Origin of the sequence: Thioalkalivibrio sp. XN8, from assembly GCF_011058255.1 — a bacterium.
Taxonomy (GTDB): domain Bacteria; phylum Pseudomonadota; class Gammaproteobacteria; order Steroidobacterales; family XN24; genus XN24.
Genome location: NZ_JAALFH010000010.1, coordinates 15256 through 29629 on the forward strand (window position 1 = coordinate 15256; position 14374 = coordinate 29629).

Annotated in this window: 12 protein-coding genes; 8 read left to right on the forward strand and 4 right to left on the reverse strand. The window is 69.7% G+C overall.

Annotated features, from left to right (window positions below; translation table 11 throughout):
- Positions 1 to 14: 14 nt before the first annotated feature.
- The 3 genes from recF to dnaA all read right to left on the reverse strand — a co-directional run bounded on the left by recF (position 15) and on the right by dnaA (position 3748).
- The gene (gene recF / locus G6N75_RS01070) at positions 15 to 1073 is read right to left on the reverse strand and encodes a DNA replication/repair protein RecF (protein ID WP_165346217.1); all 1059 of its coding nucleotides are present in this window, start codon (positions 1071 to 1073) and stop codon (positions 15 to 17) included.
- Positions 1074 to 1081: 8 nt separating this feature from the next.
- Complete coding sequence (dnaN, locus tag G6N75_RS01075) at positions 1082 to 2182, reverse strand: DNA polymerase III subunit beta (RefSeq protein WP_165346218.1); 1101 nt, start codon at positions 2180 to 2182, stop codon at positions 1082 to 1084.
- A 219-nt stretch (positions 2183 to 2401) separates the two neighbouring features.
- A complete protein-coding gene (dnaA, locus tag G6N75_RS01080; protein ID WP_346765455.1) occupies positions 2402 to 3748 on the reverse strand; it encodes a chromosomal replication initiator protein DnaA in 1347 nt (448 codons plus the stop codon).
- Between the two features lie 201 nt (positions 3749 to 3949).
- Here dnaA and rpmH point away from each other — a divergent pair, with 201 nt between their 5' ends.
- From rpmH to mnmE, 5 genes are read left to right on the forward strand one after another with little or no spacing between them, the layout of a single operon-like run.
- A complete protein-coding gene (gene rpmH, locus G6N75_RS01085) occupies positions 3950 to 4084 on the forward strand; it encodes a 50S ribosomal protein L34 (RefSeq protein WP_165346220.1) in 135 nt (44 codons plus the stop codon).
- The gene (gene rnpA, locus G6N75_RS15065; RefSeq protein ID WP_346765456.1) at positions 4053 to 4496 is read left to right on the forward strand and encodes a ribonuclease P protein component; all 444 of its coding nucleotides are present in this window, start codon (positions 4053 to 4055) and stop codon (positions 4494 to 4496) included. Before rpmH ends, rnpA begins: the two co-directional genes overlap by 32 nt.
- The gene (gene yidD / locus G6N75_RS01095) at positions 4472 to 4699 is read left to right on the forward strand and encodes a membrane protein insertion efficiency factor YidD (RefSeq protein ID WP_206202837.1); all 228 of its coding nucleotides are present in this window, start codon (positions 4472 to 4474) and stop codon (positions 4697 to 4699) included. The genes rnpA and yidD overlap by 25 nt, the downstream gene beginning before the upstream one ends.
- 15 nt (positions 4700 to 4714) lie before the next feature.
- Entirely contained in the window at positions 4715 to 6397 is a 1683-nt protein-coding gene (yidC, locus tag G6N75_RS01100) for a membrane protein insertase YidC (RefSeq protein WP_165346223.1), read from the forward strand.
- A gap of 28 nt (positions 6398 to 6425) precedes the next feature.
- On the forward strand, positions 6426 to 7775 hold the full coding sequence (gene mnmE, locus G6N75_RS01105) for a tRNA uridine-5-carboxymethylaminomethyl(34) synthesis GTPase MnmE (protein ID WP_165346224.1): 1350 nt from the start codon (positions 6426 to 6428) through the stop codon (positions 7773 to 7775).
- Between the two features lie 4 nt (positions 7776 to 7779).
- Here mnmE and G6N75_RS01110 read toward each other — a convergent pair whose 3' ends face one another.
- Positions 7780 to 8967, reverse strand: coding sequence for a GGDEF domain-containing protein (locus G6N75_RS01110; RefSeq protein ID WP_165346225.1), 1188 nt, complete (start codon positions 8965 to 8967; stop codon positions 7780 to 7782).
- Between the two features lie 192 nt (positions 8968 to 9159).
- Between G6N75_RS01110 and mnmG the strand changes: the two genes are divergently transcribed.
- Genes mnmG through G6N75_RS01125 form a run of 3 tightly spaced genes read left to right on the forward strand, consistent with a single transcriptional unit; the run spans position 9160 to position 14232 of the window.
- Positions 9160 to 11058, forward strand: coding sequence for a tRNA uridine-5-carboxymethylaminomethyl(34) synthesis enzyme MnmG (gene mnmG, locus G6N75_RS01115; RefSeq protein ID WP_165346226.1), 1899 nt, complete (start codon positions 9160 to 9162; stop codon positions 11056 to 11058).
- The gene (locus tag G6N75_RS01120) at positions 11055 to 12680 is read left to right on the forward strand and encodes a peptide ABC transporter substrate-binding protein (protein WP_165346227.1); all 1626 of its coding nucleotides are present in this window, start codon (positions 11055 to 11057) and stop codon (positions 12678 to 12680) included. The genes mnmG and G6N75_RS01120 overlap by 4 nt, the downstream gene beginning before the upstream one ends.
- Position 12681: 1 nt before the next feature.
- Positions 12682 to 14232: a peptide ABC transporter substrate-binding protein gene (locus tag G6N75_RS01125; RefSeq protein ID WP_165346228.1), complete on the forward strand. Its 1551-nt coding sequence runs from the start codon at positions 12682 to 12684 to the stop codon at positions 14230 to 14232.
- The last annotated feature ends 142 nt before the right edge of the window (positions 14233 to 14374 follow it).

Sequence of the window (14374 nt, forward strand, 5' to 3'; positions counted from 1 at the left end):
GGATAATCGGCGAATTATACCATCCGGAGGACTTTTCCTTGTTCCACGTGAAACTTCCGGGCCGGATTGAGACCCGGCAGCGGCTCGGCATCGAGCGCCGTAATGAAGACCTGGCACGGCATGGCGGCCACCACAGAGAGCAGGGCCTCGCAGCGGCCGCGGTCCAGCTCCGCCGCCGGGTCGTCCACCAGCAGTACGCCGCGCCGACCCCATGCGGGCGCCAGCAGGCGCGCCTGGCCCAAGACCAGCGCGGCGGCCAGGAGCTTCTGCTGGCCCCTCGACACCCATCCCCGGGCCCGGTGCTCATCGATCCGCAGCTGCAGGTCCGCGCGATGGGGGCCCAGCTGGGTCACGCCGGCTTTCCGGTCCCGTGACCGCTGCGCCGCCAACGCCTCTGCGAGGCCCTGCCCCGCCGGATGCCCTGCGCGGTATTCGATGGAGACCTCTGCACCGAGCAGTACCCGGGCGACTTCCGCCACCGGCCCGCGCAGTTGCTCGACCGTGTCGTGGCGAAAAGCATCCAGCGCGGCGCCTTCGCTCGCCAGGGCACGTTCCCACAGGGCGAGCGAAGCATCGGGCTCCCCGGCCTTCAGGGCGGCGTTTCTTTGCCGCAGCGCCCGCTGGTAGTTCCGCCACGCTTCCAGGAACCCTGGTTTCACGTGAAACGTCGCCCAGTCCAGGTAGCGCCGCCGTTCGCCGGGACCCTCCTGCACGAGCCGGTGGACTTCCGGATCCATGACCTGGACTGCCAGCCACTCGGAGAGCTGCGACAGCTGGCCTACGGGTTGCCCGCCCGCCCGGGCCGTCCAGCCTTCGCGATCGACTTCCATGCCGAGCACGCGATCGCTATCCAGCCGGGCCACGGCCCGCAAGCCGGCAGCGCCTTCCCGGATCATGGCCTCCCGGCGGCCGCTCCGGAACGATCGTCCCCGGCCCAGCAAGAAAATCGCCTCGAGCAAGCTGGTCTTGCCCGAGGCGTTCCGGCCCGTAATCAGGTTGATGCCTGGCGCGGGTTCCAGCTCTGCTGTGTCAAAACACCGGAATTGGCTGAGTTGCAGGCTTTGCAGCCCCATGCCCTGCCCTACAGCCGCATCGGCATCACGACATACTTGCAGTCGCGCCGCTCGGGATCCTGGATCAGGCAGCTGCTGGCCGAATCCCGGAATTCCAGCCGGACCTGCTCATTGTCGAGCGCCCGCAAGGCAGCGATCAGGTACTCGACATTGAAGCCGATCTCCATTTCAGCGCCATCGTACTGCACCTCGATCTCTTCCTCGGCCTCTTCCTGCTCCGGGTTATGCGCCTGGACAGTCACGCTGCCCGGCTTGAGCTCCACCCGCACGCCCTTGTACTTCTCGTTGGCCAGGATCCGGATCCGGTTCAGGCAGTCCGCCAGTTCCGCCCGGTCGGCCAGCATCGGCGCCTCGCTCTCCTTTGGAATCACGCGGTCGTAGTCGGGGAAGCGCCCGTCGATCAGCTTGGAGGTCAACTGGATCCCCGGCAAGGCCACGCGCAGGTGATTGCTACCGATCTCGACCGTGCATTCGCCGTCACCACCGATCAGCCGCTGCAGCTCCAGCACGCCTTTGCGCGGCAGGATGACCTGCTGGGGCGTTGCATCCATGCCGTCGATGCTCAGTTCGCACAAGGCGAGCCGGTGACCATCCGTCGCCACGCTGCGGACGATCCCCGCCGCAACCTCGAGGAGCATGCCGTTCAGGTAATACCGGACGTCCTGGTTAGCCATCGAGAACTGGGTTTTCTCGATCAGCCGATGGAGCAGCTCCTGAGGGACGGTCACCTGCTGCTGCGCCTTGATGTCATCCACCACCGGGAAATCCGCGGCCGGCAGGGTGGAGAGCGTGAACCGACTGCGGCCGGACCGGACCGTGACCTTTTCCCCCGAGAGCGAGACGCTGACCGACGCGCCTTCCGCCAGCGCCCGGCAGATGTCCAGCAGCTTACGCCCGGGCACCGTCACTTCCCCGCCCTTGTCGACCGCGACCTCGATGCGAGCGACCAGCTCGACTTCCAGGTCGGTCGCCGTAACGGCCAGGCCCTCACCTTCCGTGGCGCTGAGCAGCACATTGGCCAGTACCGGCATGGTCTGCCGGCGTTCGACGACGCCGATCACGGCCTGGAGGGGTTCCAGCAGGGTCTCTCGGGGTGCGCTGAACTTCATCGGTCCACCTGTTAGCTATTAATAGATGTATTTAGATAAAGAGCTTGTTATTACTGTTATTAAGCTGCCCGAAAAGCGGGAAAAGTCAATTAATATCAATAAAAACAATAGGTTAACCTAATCCAAACCCTGTGTCGAGAGGGCCGGTATACCGCCTGACAGCCTGTGGATAGATTGTGAACAGTGGGCAGACGGGACTTTATCCACAGCTTCTCCACATCAAGCTGTCAGGGTTCTCAACAGGTTTGCGTAATCTTCGCGGACCCGCGTGTCGCTCTCTCGCAGATCCCTGATTCGCTTGCAGGCATGCAGGACCGTCGTGTGGTCCTTGCCGCCGAAGGCGTCGCCGATTTCCGGGTAACTGCGCTCGGTCAGTTCCTTGGCCAGGGCCATGGCGATCTGCCGCGGCCGCGCGACGGCCCGGTTGCGGCGCTTCGACATCAGGTCCGCGACGCGGATCTTGTAGTACTGGGCCACCGTCTTCTGGATGTTGTCGATCGTCACCAGCCGGTCCTGCAGCGACAGCAGGTCGCCGAGCGCCTTCTTGGCGAACTCGATGGTGATCTCCCGGTCGAGGAAGCGCGAGGTGGCGATGACCCGCCGCAGCGCCCCCTCGAGTTCGCGAACGTTGGAGCGAATCCGCTTGGCGATCAGGAAAGCGACCTCCGACGGCAGCGTCACGCCCTCGAGGCTGGCCTTCTTCATCAGGATGGCCACGCTGGTCTCCAGCTCCGGCGCCTCGATCGCCACGGTAAGTCCCCAGCCGAAGCGCGTCTTCAGCCGGTCTTCCAGGCCGTCGACCTCCTTCGGGTAGCGGTCGCAGGACAGCACGATCTGCTGGCGTTCCTCGAACAGCGCGTTGAAGGTGTGAAAGAACTCCTCCTGCGACCGGTCCTTGCCCGCGAAAAACTGGATGTCGTCGATGAGCAGCGCATTGAGCGAGCGGTAGCTCCGCTTGAACTCGTCCATGCGATTGTTCTGCAGCGCGCGCACCATGTCGCTCACGAACCGCTCGGAATGCACATAGGCGACCCGGGCGCCGGGCTTGCGCTCGAGAATGCGGTTGCCGATGGCATGCATCAGGTGGGTCTTGCCCAGGCCCACGCCGCCGTACAGGAACAGCGGGTTGTAGGATCCGCCCGGGTTTTCCGCAACCTGGAAAGCACCGGCGCGGGCGAGCTGGTTGCTCTTGCCCTCGACGAAGCTCTCGAAGGTGAAATCGGGATTCAGCCGCGCGCCGCTGAGAAACTCGCTGCGCGGTGGCCCGGGCGGCGCGGACACCATGACCGGCAGCGACACCGCCGCGGCCTCGGCCGGTAACCCGCGGGTGCCGACATCGAGCGTCACCTCGAGCGGGCCGGCGCTGCCGCCATTGTCGCGGGCCAGCTCCCGGATCCGGCCCAGGCAGTGTTGCTGCAGCCAGTTGACCACGTAGGGGTTCGGTGCGAGCAGCCGCAGGGATCCCTCCTCGCTGATGGCCTGCAGCGGGGCCACGTAGGTGTTGAACTGGTCCGGTGACAACTCAGACCTGAGTCGGTTCAAACATTGGTGCCAGACGGCCGCCACTTTGCGTCCTGTGCGCCGGGATTCCGAAGGAAAGAGCCGCAGTCTATCTTGGTGGGGCCGGGTTATCCACAGCCCGGCCAGGGGGCCGGCCCGGTCGGTCGAGGTTGACAGTGCCAGGCCCCCCAAGTACTCTTTCGCGTCTTTTTGGCGGCCCTCGGAAAGCGGGTCGCGCGCCGGTACATCTCGCAGGGAATCAGGAACATGAAGCGCACATTTCAACCGAGCAATCTGCGACGGAAGCGGACGCATGGGTTCCGGGCCCGCATGGCCACCAAGAACGGCCGCCAGGTTCTCTCGCGCCGGCGTGCGAAGGGCCGCGCCCGCCTCGCTGTCTGAGTCGCGGGACGGCGACGCCCCGACGGACGTCGCCCGGCCAGCCCCGGGCTCCGTCCAGGCCTTTCCGCGCGACCGCCGCCTCCTGTCACCGCCCGCATTCTCCCGGGTTTTCCGGACTGGCCGCAGGATCGGCGATCGTTACTTCACCCTGGTCTACGCCCCCGGCCCCGGTCCCTCCGCCCGGCTCGGACTCGCCGTGTCCCGCAAGGTATCGCGGCGGGCCGTGCAGCGTAACCGAATCAAGCGCCTGGTCCGGGAGGCGTTCCGCCGGCGGCCGGAGCTGCCGCCGCTCGACATCGTCGTGATGGCGCGACCCGGCGCCGCGACATGCGACAATCAGCAGCTCTCGTTGAGCATCGACGCCTTGATGGAACGGACGGCACGCCAATGCGACAACTCGCGATCTTCCTGATCCGCGCTTACCAGTGGTTGCTCAGCCCGCTGCTGGGCAACAATTGCCGGTTCCAGCCCACCTGCTCCGAGTACGCCATCGAGGCCATCCGCACGCATGGGCTGCTGCGCGGCCTCGGCCTGGCGGCGCGCCGCATCGGCCGCTGCCATCCCTGGGGCGACCACGGCCACGACCCCGTGCCCCCGCGCCAGCCCACCGCCTGAGGGAACCCTGAGCCAATGGATAACCAGCGCGTCTTCCTGTGGATCGCTCTCGCGCTCATGGTCTGGCTGAACTACACGGCCTTCCTGCAGTACCAGCAGCGCACGGCCGCACCGCCGTCCGCGGCGCAGGGCAACGCCGCGGACGGCCTGGCCGCCCCCGAGCTCCCGGCAGCAACCGAGACGCCGCGCCTGCCGGACGAATCCGTCGACCACGTGCCCGCGCCGCCGGGCCTGGACGCCGCTGCCGCGCCGGCCGCCGACGACAGCCCCGGGGGCGACCGTATTCGCATCCGCACCGACGTGCTCGACCTGGAGATCAGCCTGCGGGGCGGCGACCTGGTGAAGGCGGTGCTGCCGGAGTACCCGGTCAGCAAGAACAGGCCGGATTTGCCGGTGCAGCTGCTCGACCCGACCGCCGACGGCTTCTACGTCTTTCGTTCGGGCCTCACGGCGCGCGAGCCGGAGGCCTCCACCCGCGCGGATACGCTGTTCACCGCAACGCAGCCCGAATTCGAGCTCGCCCCGGGCCAGGACACGCTGGCAGTGCCGCTCACGACCCGGCTGGAGAACGGGCTCCTCGTCACCAAGACCTGGCGCTTCGAGCGAGGCAGCTATGCGGTGGGGCTGGAGCAGCGGCTGGAGAACGAGGGCGAGACGCCGTGGCAGGGCGCCAGCTACCTGCAGATCCGCCGGCTGCACGATCCGCCGGGCCGCAGCCTCACCGACGTGGAGAGCTATTCCTTCCGCGGGCCGGTGACGTTCAACGGGGAAAAGTACGAGAAACACGACGTCGGCGACCTGGCCAAGACGGGTATCGAGTACACCACCGACGGCGGCTGGGTCGCGGCGATCCAGCACCACTTTCTCACGGCGGCGATCCCCGGCGATCGCGCCCGCTTCACCGCCACCTCGAACGCGCAGGGCCTGTTTACCGTCACCGCGGTGCGCATGCCGACGACCGTGGCGCCCGGCGAGGGCATTACCTTCGAGGACCAGTTCTTCGTCGGGCCGAAGCTGCAGGACCAGCTGGAGGCAACCGCGCCCAGGCTGCGGCTGACGGTGGACTACGGCTGGCTGACAGTGCTTTCCCAGCCGCTGTTCTGGGTGTTGTCGAACATCTACGCCCTGGTGGGCAACTGGGGCTGGGCCATCATCCTGATGACCGTGCTGATCAAGCTGGTCTTCTACAAGCTGTCGGAAACCAGCGGCAAGTCGATGGCCAAGATGCGCAAGCTGCAGCCGCGCCTGAAAGCGCTGCAGGAGCGCTATGCCGACGACCGCCAGAAGCTGTCGCAGGCGATGATGGAGCTGTACAAGAAGGAGAAGGTCAACCCGGCCGCGGGCTGCCTGCCGATCCTGGTGCAGATGCCGGTGTTCCTGGCGCTGTACTGGGTGCTGCTGGAGAGCGTGGAAATGCGGCAGGCGCCGTTTGCGCTGTGGATCCAGGACCTCTCCTCGCGGGACCCCTATTTCATCCTGCCGCTGCTGATGGGCGTCACCATGTGGTTCCAGCAGAAGCTGAACCCGGCGCCGCCCGACCCGGTGCAGGCGAAGATCATGCAGCTGCTGCCGGTGATCTTCACCGTGTTCTTCGCCTTCTTCCCGGCGGGCCTGGTGCTGTACTGGTTCGTCAACAACCTGCTCGCGATCCTGCAGCAGTGGCGGATCAACAAGGTGGTCGAGGCCGGCGGGGCCTAGCGCCGCGCGCGGCCGGCGCGCGGGCCGGATGAGCAGCCTCCCCGAAGACGACACCATCGTCGCGCCGGCGACGCCGCCGGGCCGCGGCGGCGTCAGCATCGTCCGCCTGTCCGGCCCGGCCGCGCTGGACCTGGCCAGGCGCGTGGCCGAGCCCCTGCCGGCGCCACGCCGCGCTGCGCTGCGCGCACTGCGCACGCCCGACGGCCCGATCGATCGCGGCCTGGTGCTCGTCTTTCCCGGACCGGACTCCTTCACTGGCGAGGACGTCGTCGAGTTCCAGCTGCACGGCAGCCCGGTGGTGACGACGCTGCTGGTGCGTGCGCTGGTCGCGCTGGGCGCACGGGAAGCCGGCCCCGGCGAGTTCACCCGCCGCGCCTTCCTCAACGGCCGGCTCGACCTGGCCCAGGCCGAGGCCGTGGCCGATCTCATCGCCAGCGCCTCGGCGGAAGCGGCGCGCGCCGCCTTGCGTTCTCTCGAGGGCGAGTTCTCCGCGCGCGTCACGGCGCTGGTCGAAGACCTGACGCGCCTGCGGGTCCGTCTCGAGGCCGGCCTCGACTTCCCGGAGGAAGGCGTGGACGACCTGGCCGATCCCGAGCTCGACGGCCTGCTGGCCGGGCTGCTGCAGGATCTCGATGCCGTTCGCCGCGCGGCCGACCGGGGGCGGGTGCTGCGCGACGGCCTGACGCTGGTCATCGCCGGGCCGCCGAACGCCGGCAAGTCCAGCCTCTTGAACCGTCTCGCCGGCTACGAGGCCGCGATCGTCACCGAGCTGCCGGGGACGACGCGGGACCTGGTGCGCGAGGACATCCTCGTCGACGGCATGCCGGTCCGGGTGGTGGATACGGCCGGCCTGCGCAAGGCAGGGGATCGCGTCGAGGAGGAGGGGATTCGCCGGGCCCGGGAAGCCATGGCCCGCGCCGACCTCGTCCTGCTGGTCGGCGCCGGCGACGAGCCGCCGCTGGCACCGGGCGACTTCGCCTTGCCCGCGGCCACGCCGGTGCTGCGGGTGCGGAACAAGACCGACCTGCTGGGACTGCCGCCCGCCACGGGACGCGGGCCAGACGGCCTCGAGGAAGTCCGCCTGTCGGCGCTGACCGGGGCCGGGCTCGAGCTGTTGCGCGACAGGCTGAAGGCTTTCGCCGGCCACGGCGCCGGCGAGGGCGGCAGCTACGCGGCGCGCCGCCGCCACCTCGAGGCGCTGGATCGCGCGGCCGGCGCCGTCGCGCGGGCGCTGGAGTTGCTGCGCGCCGGCAACACGGCGGAACTGGCGGCGGAGGAGCTCAGGGTGGCGCAGGAGGCGCTCGGGGAAATTACCGGGGCGGTGAGCACCGAGGACCTGCTCGGGCGCATTTTCAGCGAGTTCTGTATCGGCAAGTAGCCGTTCAGTCGCGCGGCGCCAGGTGGACGACTTTCCCCGGCTTGGACCCGCCTTTCTCCGAGTAGACCCGGTTGCGGCCCGCGTTCTTCGCGCGATAGAGCGCGTCGTCGGCCCGCGAGAGCGTCTCCTCGGTGGTCTCGCCGTGGCGGTAGACCGCGATGCCGGCGGAGAAGGTGACGGTGATGCCGTGCTCGAAGCGCTCCGCGGCCAGCACTTCCTGCAGGCGCTCGGCGCACTGGCGCGCGCCCTCGAGACCGGTCTCGGGCAGCAGCCCGATGAACTCCTCGCCGCCGAAACGGCCGAAGGCGTGGCGCCGCCGGCCCGGGGATATGATGTCCACCGCGCGCAGCTCCCGCCGCGCGATCTGGGCGAAGCGGCTCAAGACCCGGTCGCCCGCCACGTGGCCGTGGCGGTCGTTGATGTTCTTGAAGTGGTCGAGGTCGAAAATGATGATCGCGAAGGGCGCGTGGCGACGCTCGGAGCGGGCCCGCTCTTCCTCCAGCGCCTTCATGATGTAGCGCCGGTTGTAGGCCGAGGTGAGGTGGTCGCGCTCGGCCGCGCGCTGCGCGTTCTTGACGTGCTGCTGCAGCGCTTCGTTCTGGGTCCGCAGCGCCGCGCGCAGCTGCGCCACGTGGGTGCCGAAGAAGGTGCACCACAGCAGGCAGGACGCGAGCACCAGCAGCCGCATCGCCTCGTGGTAGAGGTTCAGTTCAACGCCCCGGTGGACCAGGTCGGCGGCGACGACGACCACGTAGCCGGCCATGGCCAGCAGCGTGAGCTGGAGAAAATCCTCCCGGTCGAGCCGGAAGATCCCGAACAGCATGATGACGATGTAGACGACCATCATCAGGCTGCGGTCCGCGTGGGAGGCGCCGATGACGACCAGGATCCAGAACAGCCCGACCGTGACCTGGGCCTTGGTCATGGACGGATCGGCGAAGCTTAGACTGCGCCCCGAGCGCAGCATGTACCAGAACCAGGCATTGGACAGCGCCACGCCGCCGAGCATGACGAGCATCAGCCAGAGCGGCATCTTGATCAGGTCGCCGGCCCAGCCGAGCAGCGCGATGGTGGCCCACAGGCCGTAGGAGGCGAGCGCCATGTAGAAGCGGCGCAGCCGGACTTCGAGGCGCGGGTCGCCCGGTCCCCGGTCCCTTGTTACCGCCAGCGCTTCGCCTGTCGGCTTGCCCAACCGTTTTCCCCCGTTGTGGCTACCCCGGTCCCAGCGGGCCGGGACCTGAAGAATGACGGCTTATGGTGATGTCTTCTGTGACCGCATTCTCATCTGGGGGGCGATTCCGGCCAAAGCGTGCGCTGAACCGGGCGTCGCCACGCGGGTATGATTGGCGCCGCGGCCGTGACGACCGTGGGCGATGGGCGAATTATGGCAGTGCAACATCCAGGGCAGTTCGAGGTGATCGTGATCGGCGGCGGCCATGCCGGCACCGAGGCGGCGCTGGCGGCTGCGCGCATGGGCGCGCGCACCCTGCTCCTGACCCACAGCATCGAGACCATCGGCCAGATGAGCTGCAATCCCGCCATCGGCGGCATCGGCAAGGGCCACCTGGCGCGCGAGATCGATGCCCTGGGCGGTGCGATGGCGCGGGCCGCGGACGCTGCCGGCATCCATTTCCGCACCCTGAATGCGCGCAAGGGCCCGGCCGTGCGCGCCACCCGCGCCCAGGCCGATCGCGCGCTGTACCGCGCGGCCATCCGCCGCCTGGTCGAAACCCAGCCGAACCTGGCCCTGTTCCAGCAGGGCGCCGGCGACCTCCTGATCGAGGGCGACCGCGTCGCCGGCGTGGTCACAGAGACGGGACTGGTGTTCCGCGCGCCCGCCGTGGTGCTGACGGTCGGCACCTTCCTCGGCGGCCGCATCCACGTCGGCGAGACGAGTTACGCCGGCGGCCGCGCCGGGGATGCGCCCGCCAACCGGCTGGCGGCCAGGTTGCGTGAGCTGCCCCTGCGCGTCGGCCGGCTCAAGACCGGCACGCCGCCGCGCCTGGACGCGCGCACCCTGGACTTCTCGGCCATGCGCGCGCAGCCCGGCGACGACCCGCGGCCGGTGTTCAGTTTTCTCGGCCGGCCGGAAGACCACCCGCGCCAGGTGCCCTGCTGGATCACTCATACCAGCGAGCGAACCCACGACATCATCCGCGCGGCCTTGCATCGCTCGCCGATGTACAGCGGCGTGATCGAGGGCGTGGGCCCGCGCTACTGTCCCTCGGTCGAGGACAAGATCACGCGCTTCGCCGGCAAGGCCTCACACCAGGTCTTCGTCGAGCCCGAGGGGCTCGACTCGCGCGAGGTCTACCCGAACGGCATTTCCACCAGCCTGCCCTTCGACGTCCAGTATGAATTCGTCCGCAGCATTCCCGGCTTCGAGCAGGCGCACATCACGCGCCCGGGCTACGCCATCGAGTACGACTACTTCGACCCGCGCGACCTGCGGCCGAGCCTGGAGACGCGTCATTACCGCGGCCTGTTCTTCGCCGGCCAGATCAACGGCACCACCGGTTACGAGGAAGCGGCCGCGCAGGGCCTGCTGGCCGGCATCAACGCGGTGCTCGGCCTGCGGGACGCGCCGGCGTGGGTGCCCGGCCGCCACGAGGCGTATCTCGGCGTGCTGGTCGACGACCTGGTGAGCCGCGGCACCAGCGAGCCGTACCGGATGTTCACCAGCCGCGCCGAATACCGGCTGCTGCTGCGCGAAGACAATGCGGACGAGCGGCTCACCCCGGCGGGCCGTGAACTCGGCCTGGTGGACGACGCCCGCTGGGCCGCCTTCGAGCGCAAGCAGCAGGCCGTAGCGCAGGAGACGGCCCGGCTGGCGGGCTGCCGCGTGAAGCCGGAGACGCTCGACCCGGAGCGCGCCGCCGCCTTCCCCGGCGGTGCGCCCAGGCGGGAGGCTACGGCCCTCGAGCTGCTCCGCCGTCCGGAAGTCTCCTATGCGGACCTGCTGGCGCTGGGCTGCGTCGAGGGCGCGGGCGTGGCGCCGGAAGTGGCGCAGCAGATCGAGGTCCGCACGCATTACGACGGCTACATCCGCCGGCAGGAGCAGGAGATCGAGCGCCAGCGGCGCCACCAGACCGCCCCCCTGCCGGACGACCTCGACTATGCCGAGGTCCGCGGCCTGTCGCACGAGGTGCGCCAGAAGCTCGCCGCGGCCCGGCCCGCGACGCTCGGCCAGGCGGCGCGGCTGCCCGGCGTGACGCCGGCCGCTGTCTCGCTGCTGATGGTGCATCTCAAGCGCCGGCGGCCGGCCCGCGGGGAGGTCGCATGAGGCGCGCACTGGCACTGGCGCTTGCCTGTCTGTTGATGTTTTCGGTCGCCGGGTGCGGGCCGGCGCCCGACCCGGAGGCCCGTGACGGCGAGATGCAGGCGCCCATCGTGTTCCGGCGCGGCAACGGGCCGGAGCCGGAGACGCTGGACCCGCAGCGGGCCCAGGACGAGAACAGCCGCGACATCATCCGCGACCTGTATGAGGGCCTGGTGGCCGAGACCAGCACCGGCGAACTCGTGCCCGGCGCGGCCTCGTCCTGGGCGGTGAGCGATGACGGACTCGAGTGGACGTTCGAGCTGCGGCCGGATGGACGCTGGTCCAATGGCGACGCGCTGACCGCCGCGGATTTTGTCGCCGGTTTTCGCCGCGCCGTGGACCCGGCCACCGCCAGCACCGAGGCCGGGCTGCTCATGCCGGTAGCCGGCGCGGGCGCCATCATCGCCGGCGAGGCGCCGCCGGAGACGCTCGGCGTGCGGGCGCCGGCGCCCCATCGCCTCGTGCTGACGCTGGCGCGCCCCACCCCCTACCTGCTGGGCCTGCTGACCCATCCCATCACTTTCCCGGCACACCGCCCCAGCCTGGCCGAGCACGGCAACGGCTTCGCCCGCCCGGGCCGGATGGTGTCCAACGGCGCGTATCGGCTGGACGCCTGGGAGCCCCAAAGCCACGTGCACCTGGTGCGCAACGAGTTCTTTCGCGAGCGCCCGCAGGTGGACGAGGTGCGCTTCATGACGTTCGACCTGGCGGAGGCCGAGCTGAACCACTACCGCACGGATGCGCTGGACTACACTTCGCAGATCCCGCTCGCACGGTTCGAATGGCTGCAGGAGAATCTCGGCGACGAGCTGCGCCTGGCGCCGGCGCTCACCGCCCAGTACTGGCTGTTCAATACCCTCCGGCCGCCGACCGACGACCTGCGCGTGCGCCAGGCGCTGGCCATGGCTGTCGACCGGCAGCAGCTGGTTGAAGCGGTGCTCGGTTCCGGCGATCGGCCGGCCTACGGGCTCGTGCCGCCGGGCGTGCTCAACTACGCTTCGCAGTCCTTCGCGTGGCGCGACCTGACCATGGCGCAACGCATCGAGCAGGCGCGCGCCCTGCTGGCGGAAGCCGGCTACGGCCCCGACAACCCGCTGCGGCTGACCGTGCACTACAACACCGACGACAACCTGCGCCGGGTGGCGATCGCCGTGACCTCGATGTGGCGGGAGCACCTGGGCGTCGAGGCCGCGCTGCATAACGAGGAGTTCCGCGTCATGCTGTCCCGCCGCCGGAACCCGGACCAGTGGCAGGTGCTGCGCCTGTCCTGGCGGGGCGATTACAACGACGCCTCCAATTTTCTCGAGATCCTGACGCCGACCGGCGCGGTGCCGGACACGGGGTGGGACGACGAGGAATACGTGCGGCTGCTGGAGGCGGCCGCGCGAGAGCAGGACCCCGCGGAGCGCCGCGCACTGCTCGAGGCCGCGGAGCGGCGCATGCTCGAGTTCGTCCCCATCCTGCCGCTGTACCACCCGGTCAGCAAGCACCTGGCGAAGCCCTGGTTGCGCGGGGACGAGCCCAACATCCTCAACCGCACCTACACGCGCAACATCTCTATCGACGTGGCGCAGCGAGGGTTCTGAGATGCCCGGGTCACGGCTCGCGTGGGGGCTTCCGCTGCTGCTCGGGGCCGGCGCGATCGTCTGGCTGGCGCTGCAGCCGGACGATCCGCGGCCGGTGGCCGAAGGGCCGCCGGTGCGCGAGTTCGTCCGCGGCAACAGCGCCGACCCGGAATCGCTCGATCCGCTGCAGGCGCGCAGCGAGCCGGCCCTGAACATCCTGCGTGACCTGCACGAGGGCCTCACCACGCTCGACGCGCGGGGCCGCGTCGTGCCCGGCGCGGCCCGCAGCTGGACCGTGTCGGCCGACGGCCTGGCATGGCGTTTCGAGCTCGACCCCGCGGCACGCTGGTCGGACGGCCGGGCCGTCACGGCGCAGGATTTCGTGACCGCCTTCGCGGCCCTTGCCGATCCGGCCATCGCCTCGCCGCAGCGCGCCCTGTTCGGGGCCGTGGCCGGCGTCGCGGCCGAGGGCGAGGAGGTGGTGGTGATCGAGCTCGAGCAGCCGACGCCCTGGCTGGACGAGCTGCTCGCCCACCCGGCCGCCGGCCCCCGGCGCCAGGACGTGCCGGCGGACGGCCGGGTCTCCAGCGGGGCGTTCCGGCTGGTGGAGCGCGTGCCCGGCTCGCACCTCATCGCCGAGCGCAACCCCGCATACCGGGCGGCCGCCATGGTGGCGCTGGACCAGGTCCGTTACCTGTCGCTGTCGGACCAGGCCAGCGAGCTGTCGCGCTATCGCGCCGGCGAGATCGACATGACCTACACGGTGCCGGTCGCGCGCGTGCCGTGGCTGCAGGAGAACCTGCCCGGGGAGCTGCGCATCAGCCCCTACCTGGCAGTCTACTTTTACGGCTTCAATACCCGCCGCCCGCCGCTGGACGACCCGCGGGTGCGGCGCGCGCTGTCGCTGGCGATCGACCGCGACCTGGTTGCGGGGCGCGTGGTGGGCGCCGGCGAGCTGCCCGCCTGCAACCTGGTGCCGCCGGGAATTCCCGGCTACGCCTCCCCGCCGGACCCGCTCTGCAAGCAGCGCCGCAGCGAACGCCTCGAGCGTGCCCGGGCGCTGCTGGCCGAGGCGGGATACGGCCCGGAACGGCCGCTGCGGCTGGAGATCCGTTACAACAGCGGCGAGGTGCACGACCGGGTGGCCGTGGCGGTGAGCGCCTTCTGGCGCGAGGGCCTCGGTATCGAGACGGATCTCGTGCGGGAGGAATTCCGGGTGCTGCTCGGCAATGTCCGCGCCGGCGAGGTCACCCAGGTCTACCGCGGCAGCTGGATTGCCGACTTCGCCCAGCCCGACAGCTTCCTCGGCATTCTCGCCGCCGACAGCCCGGTCAACGGCACCGGCTGGTCGGACCCCGAGTTCGACCGGCTGCTGCGCGCGGCCGCGGCGGCGCCGCCGGATGAGCGGGCCCGCCTGCTGGCGCAGGCCGAGGCCCTGCTGGTCGAGGCCGCGCCGCTGATGCCCCTGTATTTCTACGTCAGCAAGAAGCTGGTGAAGCCCTGGGTCAGCGGCATCGAGGACAACCCGCTCAACGTGCACCCGAGCCGCTTCGTTTCCGTCCGGCGTCCCTGACGGGCGCGCGCTAAGGCTCCAGCTCGAAGGCGGCGGTGACCATGGCCTCGATGCGGATCAGGCCCGGCTGGTAGGTCTCGCCGCCGCTCATCCCGTCAGCCTCGGCCATCGCCGCGCGCATCATCGGCTGTGGCGGGGCGAA